The organism is Geodermatophilus sp. SYSU D01186, from assembly GCF_054050215.1.
On sequence record NZ_JBJGYW010000021.1, the window covers coordinates 1 to 20,943 of the forward strand.

The window sequence follows — 20,943 nt, forward strand, 5'->3', positions numbered from 1 at the left end:
GGGACCGGCGCCGGCGGAGACGTGTCTCGCCGGCGCCGGTCGATCACGGCCTCCCCGCAGGGGCCCGCCGCCGGCCCCGTCCAGAGGCTCGTCCCGAGCGTGCGAGGGATGAGGGGGACGGGGTCCTTCCATGGCGGGGGGCAGGGAGGTCCTCTCTCAGGCGTTCTGCGGGAAGCCCAGGTTCAGGCCGCCGTGGCTGGGGTCGAGCCACCGGCTGGTCACGACCTTGCCGCGGGTGAAGAAGTGCACGCCCTCGGCGCCGTGCGCGTGGGAGTCGCCGAAGAGGCTGTTCTTCCACCCGCCGAAGGAGTAGTAGGCCATCGGCACCGGGATGGGGACGTTGATGCCGATCATCCCGACCTCGACCTCGTTCTGGAACCGCCGGGCCGCGCCGCCGTCGTTGGTGAAGATGGCGGTGCCGTTGCCGTACTCGTTGCGGTTGATCAGCTCGACGGCGTGCTCGTAGGTGTCCACCCGCAGCACCGACAGCACCGGGCCGAAGATCTCGTCGGTGTAGACGCTCATGTGCGGCTCGACGTGGTCGACCAGGGTGGGGCCGAGCCAGAACCCGTCCTCCCCGCCGTCGGGCTGCACTCGGCGGCCGTCGACGACGATCTTCGCGCCCTGCTCCTCGCCGGCGTCGACGTAGGACGCCACCCGGTCGCGGTGCCTCCGGCTGATCAGCGGGCCCATGTCGCAGCCCTTGCGGCCGTCGCCGGTGCGCAGGGTGTGGGTGCGCTCGGCGATCCGGGCGACCAGGTCGTCGCCGATGCCGCCCACGGCGAGCACCGCGCTGATGGCCATGCACCGCTCGCCGGCCGAGCCGAACCCGGAGTTGACGGCCTGGTCGGCGGCGAGGTCGAGGTCGGCGTCGGGCAGCACGACCATGTGGTTCTTCGCCCCGCCGAGGGCCTGCACGCGCTTGCCGTGCCTCGTGCCGGTCTCGTACACGTAGCGGGCGATCGCGGTGGACCCGACGAAGGACACCGACTTGACGTCGGGGTGCTCCAGCAGCCGGTCGACGGCGACCTTGTCGCCCTGGACGACGTTGAACACGCCGTCGGGCAGCCCGGCCTCCTGCCACAGCTCGGCCATCCACAGCGCCGCCGACGGGTCCTGCTCGCTGGGCTTGAGGACGACGGTGTTGCCGGTGGCGATCGCGATGGGGAAGAACCACATCGGGACCATCGCCGGGAAGTTGAACGGGCTGATGATCGCCACCGGGCCCAGCGGCTGGCGGATGGAGTGCACGTCGACGCCGGTCGAGGCGTTCTCGGTGAACCCGCCGCGGACCAGCGAGGGCACGCCGCAGGCGTACTCGACGACCTCCTGGCCGCGGGAGACCTCGCCGAGGGCGTCGTCGAGGACCTTGCCGTGCTCGGCGGTGATGATCGCGGCCAGCTCCGGCTTGCGGGCGTTGAGCAGCTCCCGGAAGCGGAAGAGGACGGCGGTGCGCTTGGCCAGCGAGGTGTCGCGCCAGCCGGGGAAGGCGGCGGTGGCCGCGGCGACGGCGGCGTCGACCTCGGCGACGTCGGCGAGCGCGACCGCGCCGGTGACCTCGCCGGTCGCGGAGTCGGTCACCTCGCCGGTGCGGCCGCCGGCGCCGTCGCGGCGGGCGCCGTCGATCCAGTGGGGGATGTGCTGGGGCATGGTGCTGCCTCTCAGGGAAGGGTGCTGTCGGGGAAGTGCTTGGTCACCAGCTCGCGGATGGCGGCGAGCATCCGGGTGCCGGACTCGCGGGCCTGGTCGTCCCAGCCGAAGACGCAGGTGGTGAGGACGCCGTCGAAGCCGGCGCCGGCCAGGGCGGCGAACGCGGCGTCGAAGTCGACGTCCCCGCGGCCGATCTCCATGTGCTGGTGGACGCGGATCGGGTTGCCCGGCGGGTTGGTGATGTAGCGCAGCCCGTCGGAGGCGGTGTGGTCCATCGAGTCGGCGACGTGCACGTGGGTGAGCAGGTCGCCGGCGTGCGCGATGATCCCGGCCGCGTCGTCGCCCTGGTGGAAGGTGTGCGGCAGGCAGTACAGGAAGGAGACGTTCGGGCTGTCGATGCCGCGGACCATGTCCACGGCCGGGTGCCCGAGCTCGATGAAGTCGTCCGGGTGCGGCTCGAGGGCCAGTTTCACGCCCTCCCGCTCGAACACCGGCAGCAGGTCCTCCATCGACCGCCAGAACATCGCCTCGGCGAGCTCGGGTGCCTCCGGGCGGCCGTTGAACTCCGAGTTCATCGTGTCCACGCCGAGCTCGACGCAGATCTCGATGGCCCGGCGCCAGTACCGCACCGCCGCCTGCCGCTCCACCTCCCCGGGGCCCGACCAGCGCATCACCGGCAGCACGGAGGTGACGCCGACGCCGGCGGAGGAGAGCCTCGAGCGGAACGCCCGGACCGTGGCGAGGTCGACCCGCGGGTGCTTGAAGAACGGCACGAAGTCCTCGCGCGGCGAGAGCTCCATCCACTCGTAGCCCATCGAGGCGACGACGTCGGGCAGCTCCAGCAGGGGCGTGGCCCGCAGCATCTGCGGGTCCAGGGCGATCCTCATGACGCCCCGCCCTCCCGCGCGGCCAGCCGCACCTCGGTGCGCCGTCCGCTGCGCAGCGCCTCGACACCGGCGGCGCACACGGCCGAGGCGGCGTAGCCGTCCCAGACGCCGGGGCCGTCGATCGTGCCGCGGCGGGCGGCGTCCACCCAGCGCTGCAGCTCGATGTCGTAGGCCCGGCCGAAACGCACCCGGAAGTCGGGGGCGATCGCGGTGCCGCGGGCCGCGCCGCCGGACCCGCCGGAGTGCCGGACCAGGCCGAGGTCCAGCCCGATCGTGGCGCTGCCGTCCTCGGCGACGACCTCGGTGCGCACCTCGTAGCCGACGCCGGTGCTGACGAAGCACTCGACGTCGACGACCCGGCCGCCGGTGGTCTCGAACAGCACCAGCAGCGGGTCCGACAGCCCCTCCCGCGCGTGGCGGGTGGCCCGGGGCTGCAGCACGGTGACCGCCGCGATCTCCTCGTCGAGCAGGAAGCGGGTGACGTCGACCTCGTGCACCACCGAGTCGGTGATCATCATCTCGGTGGTGAAGTGCGGGTGGACGGCGGCGTTGCGGTGCGCGCAGTGCACGACCAGCGGCTCGCCGATCTCACCGGACCCGATGAGCGCCCGCAGCTGCGCGTACTCGGGGTCGAAGCGCCGCATGAAGCCGACCTGCACCAGCCGCCGGCCGGTCCGCTCGGCGTAGGCGTCCTCGGCGCGGGCGACGGCCAGCGAGCTGTCGGCGTCCATCGTCAGGGGCTTCTCGCACAGCACCGGCTTGTCGTGCTCGATGCAGGCCAGCACCTGCTCCTGGTGGAATTGGCCGGGGGTCGCGATGACGACGGCGTCGACCTCGGGGTCGGCGATCGCGGCCAGCGGGTCGCCGACCACCCGGCAGCCGGGCACGGTCGCGGCGACCTCCTCGGCCTTGTCGGCGAAGGCGTCGCTGACGACGGTCACCCGTGCGCCGGAGATCCGGCTGTGCAGGCGGGCCACGTGGTCGGCGCCCATGAGGCCGACGCCCAGCACGGCGACGCGCAGCTCGGCGGCGGGGACCTCGGCCATCTCGGGCAGCACGCCGGCGGCGGTCTCGGTGGTGGTCATGCCCGGGTCTCCTCGACGGTCGGACGGCTCTTCGGGGCGCCCAGCTCCAGCGAGGGGAAGCCGCAGGAGCCGATGTAGCGGTGGGTGCGCTGGGCGATCGGGAGGGGCACGTCCGGCGCGCAGGGGTACAGGTCGTGCTCGACGATCGCGAAGACGTCCAGGCCGAGCTCCTCGATCGCCTCGAACAGCGGCGGGTACGCGGGCACGCCGCCCGGCGGTTCGGTCATCGCCCCCATCCGCACCGCCTCGGGCCAGACGATGTCCTCGGCCAGCACGCGGTCGATCACGGCCGGGTCGACCTGCTTGAGGTGCAGGTAGCCGATCCGCTCCGGGTAGCGGCGGATCAGGTCCAGGTTGTCGCCCCGGTAGTAGCTGACGTGCCCGGTGTCCAGGCACAGCGGCACGTACCGCGGGTCGGTGTCGGCGAGGAACCGCTCGATGTCGGCCTGGTACCCGACGTGGGTCTCCGCGTGCGGGTGGAAGGCGATGGACAGCCCGTACTCCTCCTGCACCGCCCTGCCGAGCTGGGTCACGCCGCTGGTCTTCGCCGTCCAGGCCTCGGGGGTGAGGTGGCGGGACTCCACGTCGGCGCCGGTCTTCTGGTCGCGGAAGGTGTCGGGGATGACGACGACGTGGGTGCCCCCCATGGCCGCGGTCAGCGCGGCGACGTCCTTGACCTGGCCCCAGACGGCGTCCCACGAGTCCGGCCGGTGCAGGTGCTCGAACACCGTGCCGGCCGACACCCGCAGGCCGCGGGAACCCAGCTCGTCGGACAGCCGCTCGGGGTCGGTGGGCAGGTAGCCGTAGGGGCCCAGCTCGATCCACTCGTAGCCGCAGGCGCTGACCTCGTCGAGGAACTGCTGCCAGGGCACCTGCTCCGGGTCGTCCGGGAACCAGACGCCCCACGAGTCGGGCGCCGATCCCACTCGGATCCGGGCGCGGCCAGCCGCGGGGTGCTGCGCGGTCATGTCTTCTCTCCTCCGGGGGCGGGCGGGTGGATCAGGGCTGGGGGGTGCCGGTCTCGGACGGCGTCAGGTAGGCCGGTCGCTGCACCGACTTCCAGCGGTCGTAGACGGCGCGGGCGTCCTGCGTGCTCTGCAGCGTGGCGACCTCGCTGACCGGGACGTCCCACCACGACTCGCTGGACGGCGCGTCCACCAGCGGGTCGGTCTCGACGTGCACCACGGTGGCCCGGTCGCCGGCCTTGGCCTTGCGCAGCGCCGCCTCCAGGCTCGGGCCGTCCTGGGCGACCAGGACGTCGACGCCGAGGCTGGCGGCGTTGGCGGCGAGGTCGACCGGCAGGACGTCGCCGTCGAGCCGGCCGGACGCCGATCGGTAGCGGTAGCGGGTGCCGAAGCGCTGGGAGCCCAGCGACTCCGACAGCGCGCCGATCGAGGCGAAGCCGTGGTTCTGCACCAGGACGACGATGATCTTCACGCCCTCCTGGACGGCGGTGACCAGCTCGGTCGGCATCATCAGGTAGGAGCCGTCGCCGACCATCACGAAGACGTCGCGGTCCGGGTCGGCCATCCGGACGCCGATGCCGCCGGGGATCTCGTAGCCCATGCAGGAGTAGCCGTACTCGACGTGGTAGCCCTTGCGGTCGCGGACCCGCCACATCTTGTGCAGGTCGCCGGGCATCGAGCCGGCGGCGCACACGACGACGTCCCGGGGGCCGGACACCTCGTTGACCACGCCGATGACCTCGTTCTGGGTCAGCCGGCCGCCCTCGCCCGCGCTCGGGGTCTCCGGGTGGTAGGCGGCCTCGACGGTGGCCTCCCACGCGGCGGCCAGCTCCGCGGTGCGCGCGCGGTACGCGTCGTCGACCGACCAGCCGGCCAGCGCCTCGGCCAGCGCGGTGATCGTCTCGCGGGCGTCGGCCTGCACGGTCACGCCGGCGTGCTTGGCGGCGTCCATCGCGGCGACGTTGACGTTCACGAACCGCACGCCGGGGTCGTTGAACGCGGTGTGCGAGGCGGTGGTGAAGTCCTGGTAGCGGGTGCCGATCCCGATGACGACGTCGGCCTCGCGGGCCAGCGCGTTGGCCGCCGTCGTCCCGGTGGAGCCGATCGCGCCGACCGACTGCGGGTGGTCGTAGGGGAGCGCGCCCTTGCCGGCCTGGGTCTGGCCGACCGGGATGCCGGTGGCCGAGGCGAGGGCGTCCAGCGCCCCGGTCGCGTCGGAGTAGACGACCCCGCCGCCGGCCACGAGGAGCGGCCGGCGGGCGGAGCGGATCACCTCGACCGCCCGCGCCAGGGCGGCCCGCTCGGGCAGCGGCCGGCCCACGTGCCAGGTGCGCTCGGCGAACAGCTCCACCGGCCAGTCGAACGCCTCGGCCTGCACGTCCTGCGGGAAGCAGAGGGTGACCGCGCCGGTCTCGGCCGGGTCGGTGAGCACCCGCATCGCGCCGAGCAGGGCGCCGGGCAGCTGCTCGGGCCGCCAGATGCGGTCGAAGTAGCGCGACACCGGGCGGAAGGCGTCGTTGACGGTCACGTCGCCGCTGTCGGGACGCTCGAGCTCCTGCAGCAGCGGGCCGGCCGAGCGGGTGGCGAAGGTGTCCGCCGGCAGCAGCAGCACCGGCAGCCGGTTGATGGTCGCCAGCGCCGCGCCGGTGAGCATGTTGGTCGAGCCGGGGCCGACGCTGGGGGAGACCGCCCACGTCTGCAGCCGGTCCCTGGCCCGGGCGTAGGCGACGGCGGTGTGCACCACGGCCTGCTCGTTGCGGCCCAGCACGTAGGGCAGGGCGCCGGGCTCGTCGATCTCGGCCTGCAGCAGCGCCTGGCCCAGGCCCGCGACGTTGCCGTGGCCGAAGATGCCGAAGCACCCGGCGAACAGGCGCTGCCGCTGCCCGTCGCGCTCGGTGTGCTGGTTGGCCAGGAAGCGGACGACGGCCTGGGCCACGGTCAGGCGCACGGTCTCGGTCCGTGCCGGCGGCGGGTACTGGCTCACGGTCGGGGGGCTCCGTTCTGCTCGGTGCCGGCGGGGGAGTGCAGGGGCAGGCGGGGGTCGACCGGCTCGTCGTCCCAGGTGCCGCGGATCCAGGCGTGCGCGGGGTCGTCGACGATCCGCCAGGCCCGCTCGGGGCCGGGGCCGGCCATGACGTTGAGGTAGTAGAGGTCGTGGCCGGGGGCGGCGATCGACGGCCCGTGCCAGCCGTGCGGCACCAGGACGACGTCGCGGTCGCGGACCTCGGCGAGGACGTCGATCGGCCGCTCCGGCGTGCCGTAGACCCGGTGGTAGGCCAGGCCCGGCCGGCCCTGCGGCCCGGGGGCGACCTCGAAGTAGTAGATCTCCTCGAGCTCGCTCTCCACGTCGGAGCTCTCGTCGTGCTTGTGCGGCGGGTACGACGACCAGTTGCCGCCCGGCGTGATGACCTCGCAGGCGATGACCGCGTCGGCCTCGAACACGTCCGCGGTGGCGAAGTTGTTGACCTGCCGGCTGCACCGGCCCGCGCCGCGCAGCTCGACCGGGACGCCGGCGGCCGGGCCGTACCGCACCGGGAGCCGGCGCCGCGCCCGGGCGCTGCAGAGCGCGAACCGCCCGCCGTCCCGGCTGGACAGCTCGGCGGTTCCCCCCAGGGGCAGGTAGGCGAAGTCGGTCGGCCCGGCGAAGACGCTGCTGCGCCCGGCCAGGGTCAGCACCTCGCCCTCGCACGCGACGGTCAGCCCGCCCTCCAGCGGGACGACGACGACCTCGTCGGGGCCGGTGTCGAGGGTGTGCCGGCCGCCCGCGGGCAGCTCGAGCACCCGGAGGCCGGAGTGTCCCCAGCCGGCGGACTCGGGGGTCACCTCGAGGGCGTAGGGGCCGGCGGCGGCGGTGCCGGCGGGCAGGTGCAGCGACTGGGTGGTCGCGGTCATCGGCTGGCCCTTCTAGTGGACGAGGGCGACGGCGGTGTCGACGGCGCCGGCCACGTCGTCGTCCGGCGGGTAGAGCAGGGTCCGGCCCACGACCAGCCCGCGCACCGACGGCAGGGCCAGGGCCGCCCGCCAGCCGGCGTAGGTCTCCTCGGGCCTGCGGGAGGGGTCGCCGCCCAGCAGCAGGGTGGGCAGCGTCGTGGCGTCCATGACCCGCTCCATCTCGGCCACCACCGGGAGCTTGAGCCAGGTGTAGGCGGAGGTGGCGCCCAGGCCCTGGGCGATGTGGACGGACTTGATGACCGCGTCGGGGCTCAGGTCGTTGGTCACCCGGCCCTCGACCCGGCGGGACAGGAACGGCTCGAGCATCGCGACGACGCCGGCGCGGGCCAGTTCGGTGATCGCCCGGCCGGAGGTCTCCAGCATGGCCACGGTCCCGGGGTCGTCCAGGTCGATCCGGTTGAGCATCTTGGCCGCGTCGAAGCGGGCCTCGACGACGCCGGCCACGTCGTAGCCGGTCATCCGGTCGTCGAGCTCGAACGTGGCGCCGGCCAGCCCGCCGCGGTTCATCGAGGCGACGACGACCTTGTCCTCCAGCGCCCCGAGGAGCAGGAGGTCCTCGGCGACGTCGGCGGTGGCCAGCAGCCCGTCCACGCCGGGCCGGGCCAGGGCGGTGCGCAGCCGGTCGAGCATCTCGGTGCGGCTGTTCATCGCCGTCGGCCGGCCCTGCGCCGAGAGCGCCCCCCGGGCGGGGTGGTCGGCGGCGATCAGCATCAGCTGCCCGTCCTCCGGCAGGAACGCCGGCCGCCGGGACCGGGCGGCCAGTGCGCGGCGGATGGCCTCCGGGTCGCGGCTGCGCAGCTCGGTCACCTCGGCGTAGCTCCGGCACGGCGCCCGGCGGCCCAGCACGTCGGGAGGGGACAGGGTGGTGTCAGACACGGGTTCCCTCCAGGACCGCCGGGGCGGCGGCGACGTGGGTCTCCACCTCGGCGGCGGTCGGCATCGCGGTGGAGCACTCCAGCCGGGAGGCGACGATCGCGCCGGCGGCGTTGGCGTTGCGGAGGATGCGTTCCAGCGGCAGCCCCGTGAGCAGCCCGGAGGCCAGGGAGCCGCCGAACGCGTCGCCGGCGCCGAGGCCGTTGACCACCTCGACCGGCGTGGGCGGGACGACGACCCGCTCGGACCGCGTCTTGCCGAGCACACCCTTCGGGCCCTGCTTGACGATCGCCAGCTCCACCCCGGCGTCGAGCAGCGCGTCCGCGGCCCGGTCCGGGTCGGTCTCCCCGACGGCGACCTCGCACTCCTCGCGGTTGCCGACGGCCACGGTGACGTGGGGGAGCGCGGCGCGGACCTGCGCGGTCGCCTCCTCGCGGGAGGCCCAGAACACGGGCCGGTAGTCCAGGTCGAGCACGGTGTGCCGGCGGCGCCCGCGGGCCTCCCAGGCAGCGTGGTGCGCCGACCGGCTGGGCTCCTCCGACAGGCCGGTCACCGTCGCCCAGAACAGCCCGGCGTCCCGGATGGCGGCGCGGTCGAGGTCGGCAGGTGTCAGCTGCAGGTCGGGGGCGGTCGGCCGGCGGTAGAAGTACAGGGGGAAGTCGTCGGGCGGGAAGATCTCGCAGAAGGTGACCGGGGTGGGGTGCTCGGGGTCCACGACGACGAACCGGTCGTCCACCCCGAGGTCGCGCAGGGCGCGGCGGACGAACCGTCCGAAGGGGTCGTCGCCGACGCCGGTGACCAGGGCGGTGGAGCGCCCCAGCCGCGCGGCCGCGACCGCGACGTTGGCGGCGCTGCCCCCGAGGAACTTGCCGAAGGTCTCGACGTCCTCCAGTCCGACGCCGGCCTGCAGGGGATAGACGTCCACCCCGCTGCGGCCCATCACCACCATGTCGAGGGCGTCTGCCACGGCGCTCCATCCCCTGCGTCGTCGGTCGGTGTCCCGAGAACTGTGCTCCGGGCCACACACGACTGTCAATACTTTGTCAGGACATACGGGCAACAGGACGTGGCGATGACGTCATGCCCCGTCGAGGTGAGGACAGGGCGGGGGGTGGAGGTGCGACCATGGGCAGGCGGGCGGCCGGCCGGATCCCCTCGGCGCCCGATCCGAGGAGGGACCGGTGGCACCCGTGCTCACGTTCGACATCGACCGTTCCAGCCCCACGCCGCTGTACTTCCAGCTGGCGCAGGCGATCGAGGGCGCCATCGCCGGCGGCGCCCTGCCGGCCGGCTCCCGGCTGGAGAACGAGATCCTGCTGGCCCAGCGGTACGGGCTGTCCCGCCCCACGGTGCGGCGCGCGGTGCAGGAGCTGGTGGACAAGGGGCTGCTCGTCCGCAAGCGCGGGGTCGGCACCCAGGTGATCCAGCCGCACGTCCGCCGCTCCGTGGAGCTCACCAGCCTCTACGACGACCTGTCACGGGCCGGGGAGGCGCCGACCACCGAGGTCCTGTCGCTGGAGCGGCTGCCCGCACCGGCCGACATCGCGGAGGAGCTGGACGTCGCCGAGGGCGACGACGTCGTCGTGGTGCGCCGGCTGCGCCGCTCCCGGGGGGAGCCGCTGGCGCTGCTGACCAACCACCTGCCGGGCCGCTTCCACCCGACGATCGAGGACCTCACCGAGCGCGGTCTCTACCAGTACCTCCGCGCCCAGGGGGTGCACCTGCGGGTCGCCCACCAGCGGATCGGTGCGCGGCTGGCCCGCGCCGAGGAGGCCCGGCTGCTGGACGAGCCGCCGCGGTCGGCGCTGCTCACCATGTCGCGCACCGCGTTCGACGACCAGGGCGTGGCCATCGAGCACGGCCGGCACGTCTACCGCGCCTCCCGGTACGACTTCGAGACGACGCTCGTCGGCCGCTGACGGGTCTCCGTCGGCACGAGTTGCGGACGCCGGGGCGGCACCGGTGGGGTGGCCCCGGCCACATGTGCCAACGGGAGGTGGGGACTCTCACACCGCGGCAACGAGATCTGCCAGTCAGGATGTCAGAACATGGGAGTGCGGCCGGACGCCGCGCACCCACCTCGTACGGAGATCCACCATGACCCTCGCCGTCGCCCTCGGGCGCCCCTCCGCCTTCGGTCGCCGCTCGTCGCTGGGCCGCACCTTCCGCGCCCTCGAGCGGGAGCTCGCCGACTACGCCACCGTCGCCGACCGCGACGAGCTGGCCGCCCTCCTCGACGGCCGCGGCGCCGGCGAGAGCCTGGCCGCCGACATCCTGAGCCGCCAGGCGCAGCGGGACCTGTTCCGCGCCTCCTGACCGCCGCCGCCCGGCCCCTCGCGGGGCGCGGGCACCCGGCACGGCCGCATCACGTGAAGGGGTTCTCGCCGGCCTCGATCAGGGTCGCGAACTCCCGCAGCGCCGCCGGGTCCGGTGTCGCGCCGACCTCCCGCACCGCGGCTGCCAGCGCGGCGAACACCTCGTCGGCGGGGCGGCCGGCCAGGGCGTCGCCGATCTCGGCCAGCCGGGGGGCCACCCGCTCACTGGGCAGCTCGGCCCGCCGGGGCACCGGCGGCTGGAGCAGGCGGAGCAGCTCCTCCTGCACTCCCGTCCTCCGACGCGGCATCGACGTCCTCCCTCGGCCTGCGGACGGAGCCCCGGCGGACCGGTGAGGCTCGGCGGAGGCGACCACGGGGCGCCTCCGCCAGTGGACACCCGGGCCGCCGGCACCGGCAACCGCGCCCGGGTCAGCTCAGGGCCTGCTCCCGGCACCGCGGGCACACGTCGTCGGAGCCCAGCCCCCGCCGCCCGCTCCAGCTGCCCTGGACGACGGCGACCGGCGTGCCGCAGAGCGCCACCCACGGCGGCGGGCCGTCGGCGTCGGCGCGGGGGACGGCGTGCGCCCGCATGGACTCCTGCTCCCGGCCGGCCACGTGGTCGCTGCTCGTCATGACGCCCAGCATGACCGGCCGCCGGGAGCGGTCGACGCGGCGCCCGGCCGCGGGTCACGGTGGGCGGGTGGAACACCGCATCCCCGTGGACGACGGCCTCGAGCTCTGGGCGGACGAGCGCGGCGACCCCGCCTCCAGCCCGCTGCTGCTGGTCATGGGCGCCAACGCCAGCGGACTCACCTGGCCCGACGCGCTGGTCGACCGGCTGGCCCGGCAGCACCGCGTGGTGCGCTACGACCACCGCGACACCGGCCGCTCCACCCGCGCCTTCGACGCCCGGCCCTACGCGATCCGGGACCTCGCGACCGACGCCGTCCGGGTGCTCGACGCCCTGGGCATCGAGCGGGCCCACGTGGTCGGCATGTCGATGGGCGGCATCCTCGTCCAGCTGCTGCTGCTCGACGCCCCCGGCCGGCTGCGCAGCGCCACCCTCCTGTGCACCTGCGCGCTCGGCACCGGCCTGGCGGGGGAGAGCGACCTGCCCGGGCCCGCCGAGCACGTGCTCGCGTACTGGGCGTCGATGGGGCAGGAGCGGGACGCCGAGGCCGAGCTCGCCTGGCGGGTGGAGCACTGGCGGCTGCTCAACGGGAGCGGCGTGCCGTTCGACCCCGCGGAGTTCCGCGCGCTGGAGGAGCGGGTCCTCGCCCACAGCGGCACCGCGCGCGGCCCGGTCGCGCACGCGCTGGCCGACCGGTCCGGCCTCGACCGGGGCGCGGAGCTGGCCGCCGTCCGGGTGCCCACGCTGGTCGTCGAGGCGCCGGAGGACCCGGTCGACCCGCCGCCGCACGCCGCGCACCTGGCCGCCGTCCTCGGCTCGGCCCGGCTGGTGACCGTGCCGGGGATGGGGCACGCGCTGCCGGCCGCCGTCGTCGGGCCGCTGGCCGAGCTGATCGCCGGCCACACCGCCGCCGTGGACGCCGGCGGCGGGTGACCCGGGTCCCACAGCCGCCTGGGGCACGACCTCGTCGCCACCTGCACCGCGGCGAAGGACACCGCCTCGCTCGTGCACTCCTCCGCCGCCGTCGAGAGCGGCGCCGCGTACACGGTGTCCACCGGCGGGACGGCGTCCGGGGACGACGTCGGTGGCCTCGCGGCCGGCATGGGCCTCGGCGGCGGCCGCCCCGGCGACCCCGCGGCGAACTGACCGCCCTCCCCACAGCCGGGCCGGGGGTGCCTCCCAGCACCGCCACAGCCGCGCCCCGGACGCTCGGGACCACCCCCACCGACGAGGAGATCCCATGCGCAGGAAGTTCGTCATCACCACCACCACGGCCGGCGCCCTGGCGCTGGCCGGCCTGGCCGTGGCCGTGCCCGCACTGGCCGAGACCGACGGCACCGCGACGGCGTCGTCGTCCGCGGCGGACCGGATCCGGGACGCGCTGTCCGGGCTGGTCTCCGACGGCTCCCTCACCGAGGAGCAGGCGGACGAGGTCGCCAGCACCCTGGGCGAGGCCGGCCTCGGTAGCCGTGGCGACCACGGCGGCCGGCTCGGCCTCTCGGCGGCCGCCACGGCGCTCGGCCTGACCGGGGAGGAGCTGCGCACCGCCCTGGCGGCCGACGGCGCCACGCTCGCGTCGGTCGCCGAGGACCGCGGCGTCGCCCGGGACACGCTGGTCACCGCGCTGACCGAGGCGGCGCAGGAGCGCATCGCCGCCGCCGTCGAGGAGGGGCGGCTGACCCAGGAGGAGGCCGACGAGCGGCTGGCCGGCCTGGGCGAGCGCATCGACCAGCAGGTCGACAGCACCGGCCCGGCCTCCCGCGGCGGCCACCGGTCCGGCGGCTGACCGCGCCGGCCGGGCACCCTGTTGCGGTGTTCCGGGTGCTCCTGCGGTCGTGCAGCGCCGCGGGAGCACACGGAACGCCGCGAGAGCGTCAGCGGCTCTGCGAGCCCGCCGCCGGCCGGCACCGGCGACGGCACCGGGCGGCGTCACCCCCCGCGGGGGCGGCGCCGGGCGGCGTCCCGGCGGACGCGTACTGCTCGCGGACCAGCTGGAGGAACGCCTCCAGCCCCGGCGGTGGGCCGCCGGCCCACCAGGCCAGCCACACCTCGACCGGTGGGGCGTCCCGGACGGGGCGGTAGACCACCCCGGGGCGGGGGTGCTGGCGGGTGGTGGCCTCGGCGGTCATGCCGACCGCCTGGCCCGCGGCGATGACGGTCAGCCACTCGTCGACCCCGCGGACGGCGCGCGCCCCCGCCGGGGCCCCGGGGCCGGGCCACAGCTCGCCGGTCGTCGTCCCGGTGAGGGTGTCGAGGGCCACCGTGCGGCCGGCGAAGTCGCCGAGGGCGACGCTGCGGCGGCCGGCGAGGGCGTCGTCGGCCGCAATGGCGGCGTAGCGCCGCTCGGTGCCCAGCAGCGCGGTCGCCAGCCGCCGGTCGGCGACCGGGCGCCGCAGCACGCTGACGTCGGCGGCGCCCTCGGTCAGGCCCGCGGTCGGGCTGTTGGACTGGACGAACACCAGCGCGGCTCCGGGGTGGGCCGCCGACCACCGCCGCTGGACGACGGTGGTGTGCCGGCCCAGCGCCGCCCACGCGTACCCCACCCGCAGCTCGCCGCGGGCCTCGTCGGTGGCGCGCCGCATCGCGGCCACCTCCTCGAGCACCCGCCGCGCGTGACCGACGACGCGTGCCCCCACCGGCGTGAGGGACAGCTCCCGCGTGGTGCGCCGCAGCACCCGGGCGCCGAGGGCCCGCTCCAGCGCCGCCACCGTCCGCGACACCGACGCCTGCGAGGTGTGCAGCACCGCGGCCGCCCCGGTGAACGTGCCGGCGTCGACGACGGCGAGCAGCGTCCGGAGGTGCCGCAGCTCGAGATCCATACGCCGACCGTATCGACGGTGCCGACATCGGCATTTCCCTCGCGGCCGGCGCGTGCCCAGACTCGGTCGGGTGGGTGCGGAGGGCGGGACGCTGCGCGGCGTCGTGACGATGACCGGGAGCGCGCTGAGCAACCAGGTCGGCGCCGGGGTCGGCGCGCACGCCTTCGACGCCGTCGGCCCCGTCGGGGTGGTCGCGGTGCGGCAGGTGGTGGCCGCTGCCGTCCTCCTGCCCGTCGCCCGGCCGCCGCTGCGCCGGATGACCCGGTCGCAGTGGGCGCCGGTGCTCGCGCTGGCGGTCGTGTTCGGGACGATGAACCTCGCCCTGTACACGGCGGTCGACCGCGTCGGCCTGGCGCTGGCGGTCACCCTGGAGTTCCTCGGGCCGCTCGGGGTGGCGCTGGCCGGCTCGCGGTCCCGCCGCGACCTGCTGATCGCGGTCGCCGCGGCCGCCGGGGTCTACGTGCTGGTCCTGCCGGGGTCCTCCAGCGACGTCCCCGGGCTGGCGGCCGGCGCGCTGGCCGGCGCCTGCTGGGCGGCCTACATCCTGCTCAACCGGGTCGTCGGCGCGCGCCTGCCCGGGCTGCAGGGCCCCGCGGTGGCGGTCTCGGTGTGCGCGCTGGCCTCCGTGCCGGTGCTCGCGGTGCTGGCCGTCCGGGGGCAGCTCGCCGGGGCGCCGCTGCTGTACGCCGTCGCGGCCGGGCTGCTGTCCTCGGCGGTGCCCTACGCCGCCGACCTGGCCGCGCTGCGCGTCGTCCCGCCGCGGTTCTTCGGGGTGTTCATGAGCGTCCACCCGGTCCTCGCGGCGCTGGTCGGCATCGTGCTGCTGGGCCAGCTGCTGGAGCTGCACGAGTGGATCGGCATCGCCGTGGTCGTGCTGGCCAACGCCACCGCCGTCGCCACCGGCCGGGACCGGGCGGCCGCGCCGCCGGCCGGGGACGCGCCCGCGCCGACGACCGGGCTGGTGACCGCGGCGGGACCGTAGCCTCCGCGCATGCCTCCCACGGAACTGCAGATCCCCTCGGCGCACGACATCGCCGTCACCGCCTACCGCTGGGACCCCGCCGGCCCGCCGCGCGGGATCGTGCAGCTCACCCACGGCATGGGCGAGCACCTGCTGCGCTACGAGCCGCTGGCCGCCGACCTCACCGCGGCGGGGTTCGTGGTCGTCGGCCAGGACCACCGCGGGCACGGCGCCACCGCGCGCGACGGCGGGTGGGGGCAGCTGGGCCCCGGCGGCTGGGACGAGCTGGTGCGCGACATCGGCCGGGTCGCCGACCGCGCCCGGGCGGACCTCCCCGGCCTGCCGCTGGTGCTGCTGGGCCACAGCATGGGGTCCTTCGCCGCGCAGCAGTACGTGCTCGACCACGGCGACGAGCTGGCCGGTCTGGTCCTCACCGGCACCGCGGCCCTCGACCTGCTGGAGCCGGCCCTGGACCTCGACGCGCCCCTGGACCTCGCGGCGTTCAACGCGGCCTTCGCCCCGGCGCGCACCGACTACGACTGGCTCTCCCGGGACGAGGCGCAGGTCGACGCCTACGTGGCCGACCCGCGGTGCGGCTTCGGGCTGTCCCAGGAGGACGGCCGGCAGATGTTCGTCTCGGCGCGGCAGCTGGCCGACCCGGCGCGGCTGGGCGGGCTGCGCGGGGACCTGCCGGTGTACGTCGCGGTCGGTGACCAGGACCCGGTGAACGGCGCCCTGGCCCTGGTCGACGGGCTGGTGCAGCGGCTGCGGGACGCCGGACTGACCGACGTGACGCTGCGGGTCTACGAGGGCGCCCGGCACGAGGTGTTCAACGAGACCAACCGGGACGAGGTCGTCGCCGACCTGCTCGGCTGGCTGGACCGGGTGGTGCCCGCCGCCTGACCGCACGGCGGTGCCCCGGTCTCCCGCTGGCGGGAGGGCAGCCGGTCCGGGACCCGGCCGACCGGCCGGTGCGGGGGCGCCCGGGTGCGGGCCGCCGGGGCACCTCACAGGCAGCACCCAGCGAGCGCACCGGGAACGCCGAGGCGGGAGGCGGACCGTGGCGGCCCCCGGGAGGAGAGGTGGGGCGTGTGCCGGCCGTGCTGGAGGAGCGGCCGCCGGGTGCGCCGGATGCGGACGGGAGGCGCCTGCTGGTCGTCGTCGGCGGGCTGCCCGGCAGCGGCAAGACCACGCTGCTGCGCCGGCTGCTGGCCGTGGAGGCGCCCGGCGTCGTCGGCCTGGACTCCGAGCGGGTCCCCGGCGGAGCCCGGCCGCGGGTCCCGTACCGGCTGCGGCGCCCGTGGGTGCACGGCCGGCACCGGTGGCGGGTCCTGCGCAGCGTCGGGGGACCGGCTCCGGTCGTCGTCCTCACCGACCCCTGGACCCGGCCGCGGTGGCGGGGCCTGGTGCTGCGGGCCGCGCGGCGGGCCGGCCGGCAGGTGCGGCTGGTGCTGCTCGACGTCTCACCGGAGCTGGCCGCGCGCGGCCAGGTGGCGCGCGGCCGGCGCGTCCCCGCCCGCTCGATGCGGCGCCACGCCGCCCGGTGGGCCGCGCTGCGCGCCACCGCCGGCCCGGACCCGGCGCCCGCCCTCGTCGTCGACCGGGAGCGGGCCGGCCGGCTGACCCTCGCGGAGCTGCTCGGCCGCTGACCGGTCGCCGCCGGGACGGGAGCTCGCCGCACACGGAGGACCGGCCCGGCGCGAGGGGGCTCGCGGGCCCTTGATCGTGCCCCGCCCCGCGGGCAGGCTGTGAGCCACACCACACACACCGGGAAGTGCCGGGAGGCTGCCGTGGAAGCACGAGTCGGGGACAGGATCGTCGTCCACTCCACCCACCAGGGAGAGCCGGAGCGCACCGGCAGGGTGGTCGAGGTACGGGGCCAGGGCGGCGGACCGCCCTACGTCGTCCAGTGGGACCCCGACGGGCACACCGGGGTCTTCTACCCGGCCGGCACCTGCGCCGTCGTCCCCGAGCCGGCGAACGGCTGACCGGTGGCGAAGGACACCGCGACCGCGCCGGCCCCGCGACCGGCGAGCAAAGTGCGCAACGTGGCCCTCGTGGGCCACGCCGGAGCAGGCAAGACCACCCTCGCCGAGGCGCTGCTGGTCGCCACCGGGGCGCTGCCCCGCGCCGGCCGGGTCGAGGACGGCACCACCTGCCTGGACAACGAGGAGGTGGAGGTCCGCCAGCAGCGGTCGGTCTCCCTCGGCGTGGCCACCGTCGAGCACGCCGACCACCGCATCACCCTGCTCGACACCCCCGGCTCGCCGGACTTCGTGGGGGAGCTGCGCGCCGGGCTGCGCGCGGCCGACGCCGCCCTGTTCGTGGTCTCCGCGGTGGGCGGCGTCGACGCCGGCACCGTGCAGCTGTGGGAGGAGTGCGCCGCCGTCGGCATGCCCCGCGCGGTGGTCATCACCCAGCTCGACCGCGCCCGCGCCGACGTCGAGGAGACCGTCCGGCTGTGCCAGACGATGCTCGGCGAGGGCGTCTACCCCGTGCACCTGGTCGAGCGCGGCCCGGACGGCGCCGTCGCCGGCGTGGTCAACCTGCTCGAGCCCGGCGCCAGGGGCCCCGACGCCGACCGCCTGCGCAGCGAGCTGATCGAGGGGATCATCGGCGAGAGCGAGGACGAGGCGCTCATGGAGCGCTACCTCGCCGGCGACGAGCTCGTGCAGGGCGACCTGATGAGCGACCTGGAGACCGCGGTCGCCCGCGGCCACTTCCACCCGGTGCTCTGCGCCGCCCCCCTCGCCGGCATCGGCATCGAGTCGATCCTGTACCTGCTGGTCAACGGGTTCCCGTGCCCCATGGAGCACGGCTGCCCGCCGGCCACCCGGCCCGACGGCTCCCCGGCGCCCGCCCTGTCCTGCGACCCCGACGGCCCGCTGGTCGCCGAGGTGGTCAAGACCACGACCGACCCCTACCTCGGCCGCGTCTCGCTCGTGCGCGTGTTCTCCGGCACCCTGCGCCCGGACGCCCCGGTCCACGTCTCCGGCCACGGCATGGCCGACCGCGGGCACCCCGACCACGACGTCGACGAGCGCATCGGCGCGGTGTCCTCACCGCTGGGCTCGACCCTGCGCCCCGTGGCCGCCTGCCCGGCCGGCGACGTCTGCGCCGTCGCCCGGCTCGCCTCCGCCGAGACCGGCGACACCCTGTCCTCGCCGGAGGACCCGCGCCTGGTCCCGCCCTGGGACCTGCCCACCCCGCAGCTGCCGGTCGCCCTCGAGGCGGCGTCCCGTTCCGACGAGGACCGGCTGGCCACCGCGCTGACCCGGCTGGTCGCCGAGGACCCGACGGTGCGCCTGGAGCGCCGGCCCGACACCGGCCAGCTGCTGCTGTGGTGCGTCGGCGAGGCCCACGCCGAGGTGCTGCTGGAGCGGCTGCGCGTGCGGCACGGCGTCTCGGTCACCACGGTGCCGGTCCGGGTGCCGATGGTGGAGACCCTCGCCGGCCCCGCCCGGGTCACCGGCCGGCACGTCAAGCAGTCCGGCGGCCACGGCCAGTACGCGATCGTGGTGGTGGAGGCCGAGCCGGGCCCGCCCGGGTCCGGCGTCGTCTTCGACCAGCGGATCGTCGGCGGCACGGTGCCCAGCCAGTTCCACGGCAGCGTGGAGAAGGGCGTCCGCGCCCAGGCCGAGCGGGGCGTCTCCGGGGACCGCCCGATCGTCGACGTGCACCTCACGCTCGTCGACGGCAAGGCGCACTCGGTCGACTCCTCCGACGCCGCCTTCCAGGCCGCCGGAGCGCTCGCGGTCCGGGAGGCGGTGGCCGCGGCCGGCACCCGCGTCCTCGAGCCGTGGTGCGAGGTCGACGTCGTCGTCCCGGGGGAGTACGTCGGGGCGGTGATGAGCGACCTGTCCGGACGGCGGGCGCGGGTCACCGGCAGCGACGCCGACCCCGACCGCGACCGGACGACGGTCCGCGCCGAGGTGCCCGAGGTGGAGCTGCTGACCTACGCCGGGGCGCTGCGCTCGGTCTCCCACGGCACCGGCAGCTTCACCCGCCGGCCGCTGGGCTACGAGCCGGCGCCGGCCCACCTGACCGCCGTGCCGGCGTAGGGGCGGACCCGTCCGGCCCGTCCCGGCGCAGGGCCGGGCTGGGCGCGGGGACGGGGGCGGGGACGGGGGCGGGACGCGGGGGCCCGGTGCGCCGCTGCGAAGGAGTGTCCGATCGGGGCACTAGCCTCGCAGGCGGTGTTCAGCAGGCTGGAGGTCTCGTGACGTCGTCCAACGGTTCGTCGGCGGCTGTCCCGGCACCCCTCGCCGACGGCGAGCCGGCCGGCCGCCTCCCCGACCGGAACGAGCTGCCCGACCGGGTCTGGACGCTGCCGAACGCGCTGTCGGTGCTGCGGCTGCTCGGCGTGCCGCTGTTCCTGTGGCTGCTGCTGGGCCCGGAGGCCGACGGCTGGGCGGTGCTGGTGCTCGCGCTCGCCGGGGTCTCCGACTGGGCCGACGGCAAGCTCGCCCGCGCGCTGGGGCAGTCCAGCCGCCTGGGTGCGCTGCTGGACCCGGCCGCCGACCGGCTCTACATCATCGCCACGCTGATCGCGTTCGTCCTGCGCGACGTCGTCCCGGTGTGGGTGGTGGCCGTGCTGGTCGGCCGCGAGCTGGTGCTCGGGCTGGCGCTGCTGGTGCTGGGCCGGCACGGGTACCCGCCGCTGCAGGTGCACTACCTGGGCAAGGCGGCCACGTTCATCCTGCTCTACGCCTTCCCCCTCCTCCTGCTCGCCGACGGCGACGGCCCGGTCGCCGCGGTCGCCCAGCCGTTGGCGTGGGCGCTGACGATCTGGGGCGGGGTGCTCTACGTCCTGGCCGGCGCCTTCTACGTCGTCCAGGTGGTGGGCATCCTCCGCGCCGAGCGCACCGGGACGGGGCCGTGACCTCGACGCTGCAGCGCGGCGGGGGCCCCCGCTCGCTGGGCGCCTCGCTGCTCGACCAGGTGCTGGCCGAGACCCTCGACCCGGCCTACCGGCAGGCCGCCGACGCCGCCGCGGCCCGCGCCGCGGCGGGGGAGGAGCGCTCCCCGCGGCGCCGCCGCTGGGGGCAGGGCGCGGTCGCGCTGGTCATGGCCGTCACCGGCGTGCTCGCCGCGGTCACCTACGACCAGGCCGCCGCCGGTGCCCAGGGCCGGGAGGAGGTCCGCGAGGCGCTGATCGACGACATCGAGGAGCAGTCCGAGCTCACCGACGGGCTGGCCGCCGAGTTCGAGCAGCTGCGCCGCGACGTCAGCGCCGCCCGCGACGACGCGCTGGCCGCCACCGCCGTCGGCCAGCGGGCCCTCGAGGACCTCGCCGACGCCGAGATGGCCAGCGCCCTCGACCCGGTCACCGGCCCGGGGCTGCTGGTCACCCTCGCCGACGCCGAGCCCGACGCCGACGCCGACCCGGTCGGCGGGACGGGGGAGGAGGACCCCCGCGGCCAGGTGATCGACGGCGACCTGCAGGTGGTGGTCAACGCGCTGTGGGCGGCCGGCGCCGAGGCGGTCGGCATCAACGGCCGCCGGCTCGGGCCGACCACCGCCATCCGGTTCGCCGGCGAGGCGGTGCTGGTCGACTTCCGGCCCGTCGCCAACCCGTACCTGATCAGCGCCATCGGCGACCCGGGCACCCTGCGCTCCCGGTTCCTGGCCAGCCCCGAGGTGGTCGCCCTGGCCGGCTACTCCGAGTCCTTCGGACTGCGTTTCGACTTCGCCGAGGAGGACGACCTGTCCCTGCCCGCCGGGAGCTCCATGGAACTCCGATCCGCCGTGCCGCTGTCCGAGGAGCCCGAGGCGCCCGCGACCGACCCCACGCCCGGAGGCTGA

Annotated in this window: 23 protein-coding genes; 12 read left to right on the forward strand and 11 right to left on the reverse strand. The window is 76.0% G+C overall.

Annotated features, from left to right (window positions below; translation table 11 throughout):
* Positions 1-156: 156 nt before the first annotated feature.
* The 8 genes from ACI784_RS15895 to iolC are packed head-to-tail and all read right to left on the reverse strand — an operon-like array spanning position 157 to position 9,379.
* The gene (locus ACI784_RS15895) at positions 157-1,650 is read right to left on the reverse strand and encodes a CoA-acylating methylmalonate-semialdehyde dehydrogenase (RefSeq protein WP_456923980.1); all 1,494 of its coding nucleotides are present in this window, start codon (positions 1,648-1,650) and stop codon (positions 157-159) included.
* An 11-nt stretch (positions 1,651-1,661) separates the two neighbouring features.
* Complete coding sequence (locus ACI784_RS15900) at positions 1,662-2,537, reverse strand: sugar phosphate isomerase/epimerase family protein (protein ID WP_456923981.1); 876 nt, start codon at positions 2,535-2,537, stop codon at positions 1,662-1,664.
* Positions 2,534-3,622 (reverse strand): Gfo/Idh/MocA family protein, encoded by a 1,089-nt coding sequence (locus ACI784_RS15905; protein ID WP_456923982.1) that lies wholly within the window; start codon positions 3,620-3,622, stop codon positions 2,534-2,536. The genes ACI784_RS15900 and ACI784_RS15905 overlap by 4 nt, the downstream gene beginning before the upstream one ends.
* Positions 3,619-4,590 carry a sugar phosphate isomerase/epimerase family protein gene (locus ACI784_RS15910; protein ID WP_457014104.1) on the reverse strand — a complete coding sequence of 324 codons (972 nt, stop codon included), beginning with the start codon at positions 4,588-4,590 and terminating at the stop codon, positions 3,619-3,621. Before ACI784_RS15910 ends, ACI784_RS15905 begins: the two co-directional genes overlap by 4 nt.
* A gap of 31 nt (positions 4,591-4,621) precedes the next feature.
* The gene (gene iolD, locus ACI784_RS15915; protein WP_456923984.1) at positions 4,622-6,571 is read right to left on the reverse strand and encodes a 3D-(3,5/4)-trihydroxycyclohexane-1,2-dione acylhydrolase (decyclizing); all 1,950 of its coding nucleotides are present in this window, start codon (positions 6,569-6,571) and stop codon (positions 4,622-4,624) included.
* Entirely contained in the window at positions 6,568-7,479 is a 912-nt protein-coding gene (gene iolB / locus ACI784_RS15920; RefSeq protein WP_457014105.1) for a 5-deoxy-glucuronate isomerase, read from the reverse strand. The genes iolD and iolB overlap by 4 nt, the downstream gene beginning before the upstream one ends.
* A gap of 12 nt (positions 7,480-7,491) precedes the next feature.
* Positions 7,492-8,415, reverse strand: a complete 924-nt coding sequence (locus tag ACI784_RS15925) for a class I fructose-bisphosphate aldolase (protein WP_456923986.1) — start codon at positions 8,413-8,415, stop codon at positions 7,492-7,494.
* On the reverse strand, positions 8,408-9,379 hold the full coding sequence (iolC, locus tag ACI784_RS15930; protein ID WP_457014106.1) for a 5-dehydro-2-deoxygluconokinase: 972 nt from the start codon (positions 9,377-9,379) through the stop codon (positions 8,408-8,410). Before iolC ends, ACI784_RS15925 begins: the two co-directional genes overlap by 8 nt.
* Before the next feature lie 214 nt (positions 9,380-9,593).
* On the opposite strand from iolC, the gene ACI784_RS15935 reads away from it, so the two are divergent.
* Together ACI784_RS15935 and ACI784_RS15940 are read left to right on the forward strand one after the other, a co-directional pair.
* Positions 9,594-10,331 carry a GntR family transcriptional regulator gene (locus ACI784_RS15935; protein WP_456923988.1) on the forward strand — a complete coding sequence of 246 codons (738 nt, stop codon included), beginning with the start codon at positions 9,594-9,596 and terminating at the stop codon, positions 10,329-10,331.
* Between the two features lie 178 nt (positions 10,332-10,509).
* Positions 10,510-10,728 carry a hypothetical protein gene (locus tag ACI784_RS15940; RefSeq protein ID WP_457014107.1) on the forward strand — a complete coding sequence of 73 codons (219 nt, stop codon included), beginning with the start codon at positions 10,510-10,512 and terminating at the stop codon, positions 10,726-10,728.
* Between the two features lie 49 nt (positions 10,729-10,777).
* On the opposite strand, the gene ACI784_RS15945 is transcribed toward ACI784_RS15940, so the two are convergent.
* Complete coding sequence (locus tag ACI784_RS15945) at positions 10,778-11,014, reverse strand: hypothetical protein (protein WP_457014108.1); 237 nt, start codon at positions 11,012-11,014, stop codon at positions 10,778-10,780.
* Positions 11,015-11,156: 142 nt separating this feature from the next.
* Positions 11,157-11,360 (reverse strand): hypothetical protein, encoded by a 204-nt coding sequence (locus tag ACI784_RS15950; RefSeq protein ID WP_457014109.1) that lies wholly within the window; start codon positions 11,358-11,360, stop codon positions 11,157-11,159.
* A gap of 67 nt (positions 11,361-11,427) precedes the next feature.
* On the opposite strand from ACI784_RS15950, the gene ACI784_RS15955 reads away from it, so the two are divergent.
* From ACI784_RS15955 to ACI784_RS15965, 3 genes are all read left to right on the forward strand, one after another.
* The gene (locus ACI784_RS15955; protein WP_457014110.1) at positions 11,428-12,291 is read left to right on the forward strand and encodes an alpha/beta fold hydrolase; all 864 of its coding nucleotides are present in this window, start codon (positions 11,428-11,430) and stop codon (positions 12,289-12,291) included.
* Between the two features lie 72 nt (positions 12,292-12,363).
* Positions 12,364-12,504, forward strand: a complete 141-nt coding sequence (locus ACI784_RS15960) for a hypothetical protein (RefSeq protein WP_457014111.1) — start codon at positions 12,364-12,366, stop codon at positions 12,502-12,504.
* A gap of 94 nt (positions 12,505-12,598) precedes the next feature.
* On the forward strand, positions 12,599-13,144 hold the full coding sequence (locus ACI784_RS15965; protein WP_457014112.1) for a hypothetical protein: 546 nt from the start codon (positions 12,599-12,601) through the stop codon (positions 13,142-13,144).
* 88 nt (positions 13,145-13,232) lie between these two features.
* On the opposite strand, the gene ACI784_RS15970 is transcribed toward ACI784_RS15965, so the two are convergent.
* Positions 13,233-14,177, reverse strand: a complete 945-nt coding sequence (locus ACI784_RS15970; protein ID WP_457014113.1) for a LysR family transcriptional regulator — start codon at positions 14,175-14,177, stop codon at positions 13,233-13,235.
* Between the two features lie 70 nt (positions 14,178-14,247).
* Here ACI784_RS15970 and ACI784_RS15975 point away from each other — a divergent pair, with 70 nt between their 5' ends.
* The 7 genes from ACI784_RS15975 to ACI784_RS16005 all read left to right on the forward strand — a co-directional run bounded on the left by ACI784_RS15975 (position 14,248) and on the right by ACI784_RS16005 (position 20,943).
* Positions 14,248-15,159 carry an EamA family transporter gene (locus ACI784_RS15975; protein WP_457014114.1) on the forward strand — a complete coding sequence of 304 codons (912 nt, stop codon included), beginning with the start codon at positions 14,248-14,250 and terminating at the stop codon, positions 15,157-15,159.
* 9 nt (positions 15,160-15,168) lie between these two features.
* On the forward strand, positions 15,169-16,041 hold the full coding sequence (locus tag ACI784_RS15980; RefSeq protein WP_457014115.1) for an alpha/beta fold hydrolase: 873 nt from the start codon (positions 15,169-15,171) through the stop codon (positions 16,039-16,041).
* Positions 16,042-16,229: 188 nt separating this feature from the next.
* Complete coding sequence (locus ACI784_RS15985) at positions 16,230-16,787, forward strand: AAA family ATPase (RefSeq protein WP_457014116.1); 558 nt, start codon at positions 16,230-16,232, stop codon at positions 16,785-16,787.
* A 141-nt stretch (positions 16,788-16,928) separates the two neighbouring features.
* Entirely contained in the window at positions 16,929-17,126 is a 198-nt protein-coding gene (locus ACI784_RS15990; RefSeq protein WP_456923999.1) for a DUF1918 domain-containing protein, read from the forward strand.
* A gap of 3 nt (positions 17,127-17,129) precedes the next feature.
* The gene (locus tag ACI784_RS15995) at positions 17,130-19,199 is read left to right on the forward strand and encodes an elongation factor G-like protein EF-G2 (protein WP_456924000.1); all 2,070 of its coding nucleotides are present in this window, start codon (positions 17,130-17,132) and stop codon (positions 19,197-19,199) included.
* Between the two features lie 158 nt (positions 19,200-19,357).
* Positions 19,358-20,020 carry a CDP-alcohol phosphatidyltransferase family protein gene (locus ACI784_RS16000; protein ID WP_456924001.1) on the forward strand — a complete coding sequence of 221 codons (663 nt, stop codon included), beginning with the start codon at positions 19,358-19,360 and terminating at the stop codon, positions 20,018-20,020.
* On the forward strand, positions 20,017-20,943 hold the full coding sequence (locus tag ACI784_RS16005; protein WP_457014117.1) for a DUF881 domain-containing protein: 927 nt from the start codon (positions 20,017-20,019) through the stop codon (positions 20,941-20,943). Before ACI784_RS16000 ends, ACI784_RS16005 begins: the two co-directional genes overlap by 4 nt.

Coding starts and splice junctions, on each gene's coding strand:
- ACI784_RS15940 (WP_457014107.1), top strand. CDS start 10,510: ATGACCCTCGCCGTCGCCCTCGGGCGCCCCTCCGCCTTCGGTCGCCGC.
- ACI784_RS15970 (WP_457014113.1), bottom strand. CDS start 14,177: ATGGATCTCGAGCTGCGGCACCTCCGGACGCTGCTCGCCGTCGTCGAC.
- ACI784_RS15965 (WP_457014112.1), top strand. CDS start 12,599: ATGCGCAGGAAGTTCGTCATCACCACCACCACGGCCGGCGCCCTGGCG.
- ACI784_RS15900 (WP_456923981.1), bottom strand. CDS start 2,537: ATGAGGATCGCCCTGGACCCGCAGATGCTGCGGGCCACGCCCCTGCTG.
- ACI784_RS15895 (WP_456923980.1), bottom strand. CDS start 1,650: ATGCCCCAGCACATCCCCCACTGGATCGACGGCGCCCGCCGCGACGGC.
- ACI784_RS15950 (WP_457014109.1), bottom strand. CDS start 11,360: ATGACGAGCAGCGACCACGTGGCCGGCCGGGAGCAGGAGTCCATGCGG.
- ACI784_RS15980 (WP_457014115.1), top strand. CDS start 15,169: ATGCCTCCCACGGAACTGCAGATCCCCTCGGCGCACGACATCGCCGTC.
- ACI784_RS15905 (WP_456923982.1), bottom strand. CDS start 3,622: ATGACCACCACCGAGACCGCCGCCGGCGTGCTGCCCGAGATGGCCGAG.
- iolB (WP_457014105.1), bottom strand. CDS start 7,479: ATGACCGCGACCACCCAGTCGCTGCACCTGCCCGCCGGCACCGCCGCC.
- ACI784_RS15910 (WP_457014104.1), bottom strand. CDS start 4,590: ATGACCGCGCAGCACCCCGCGGCTGGCCGCGCCCGGATCCGAGTGGGA.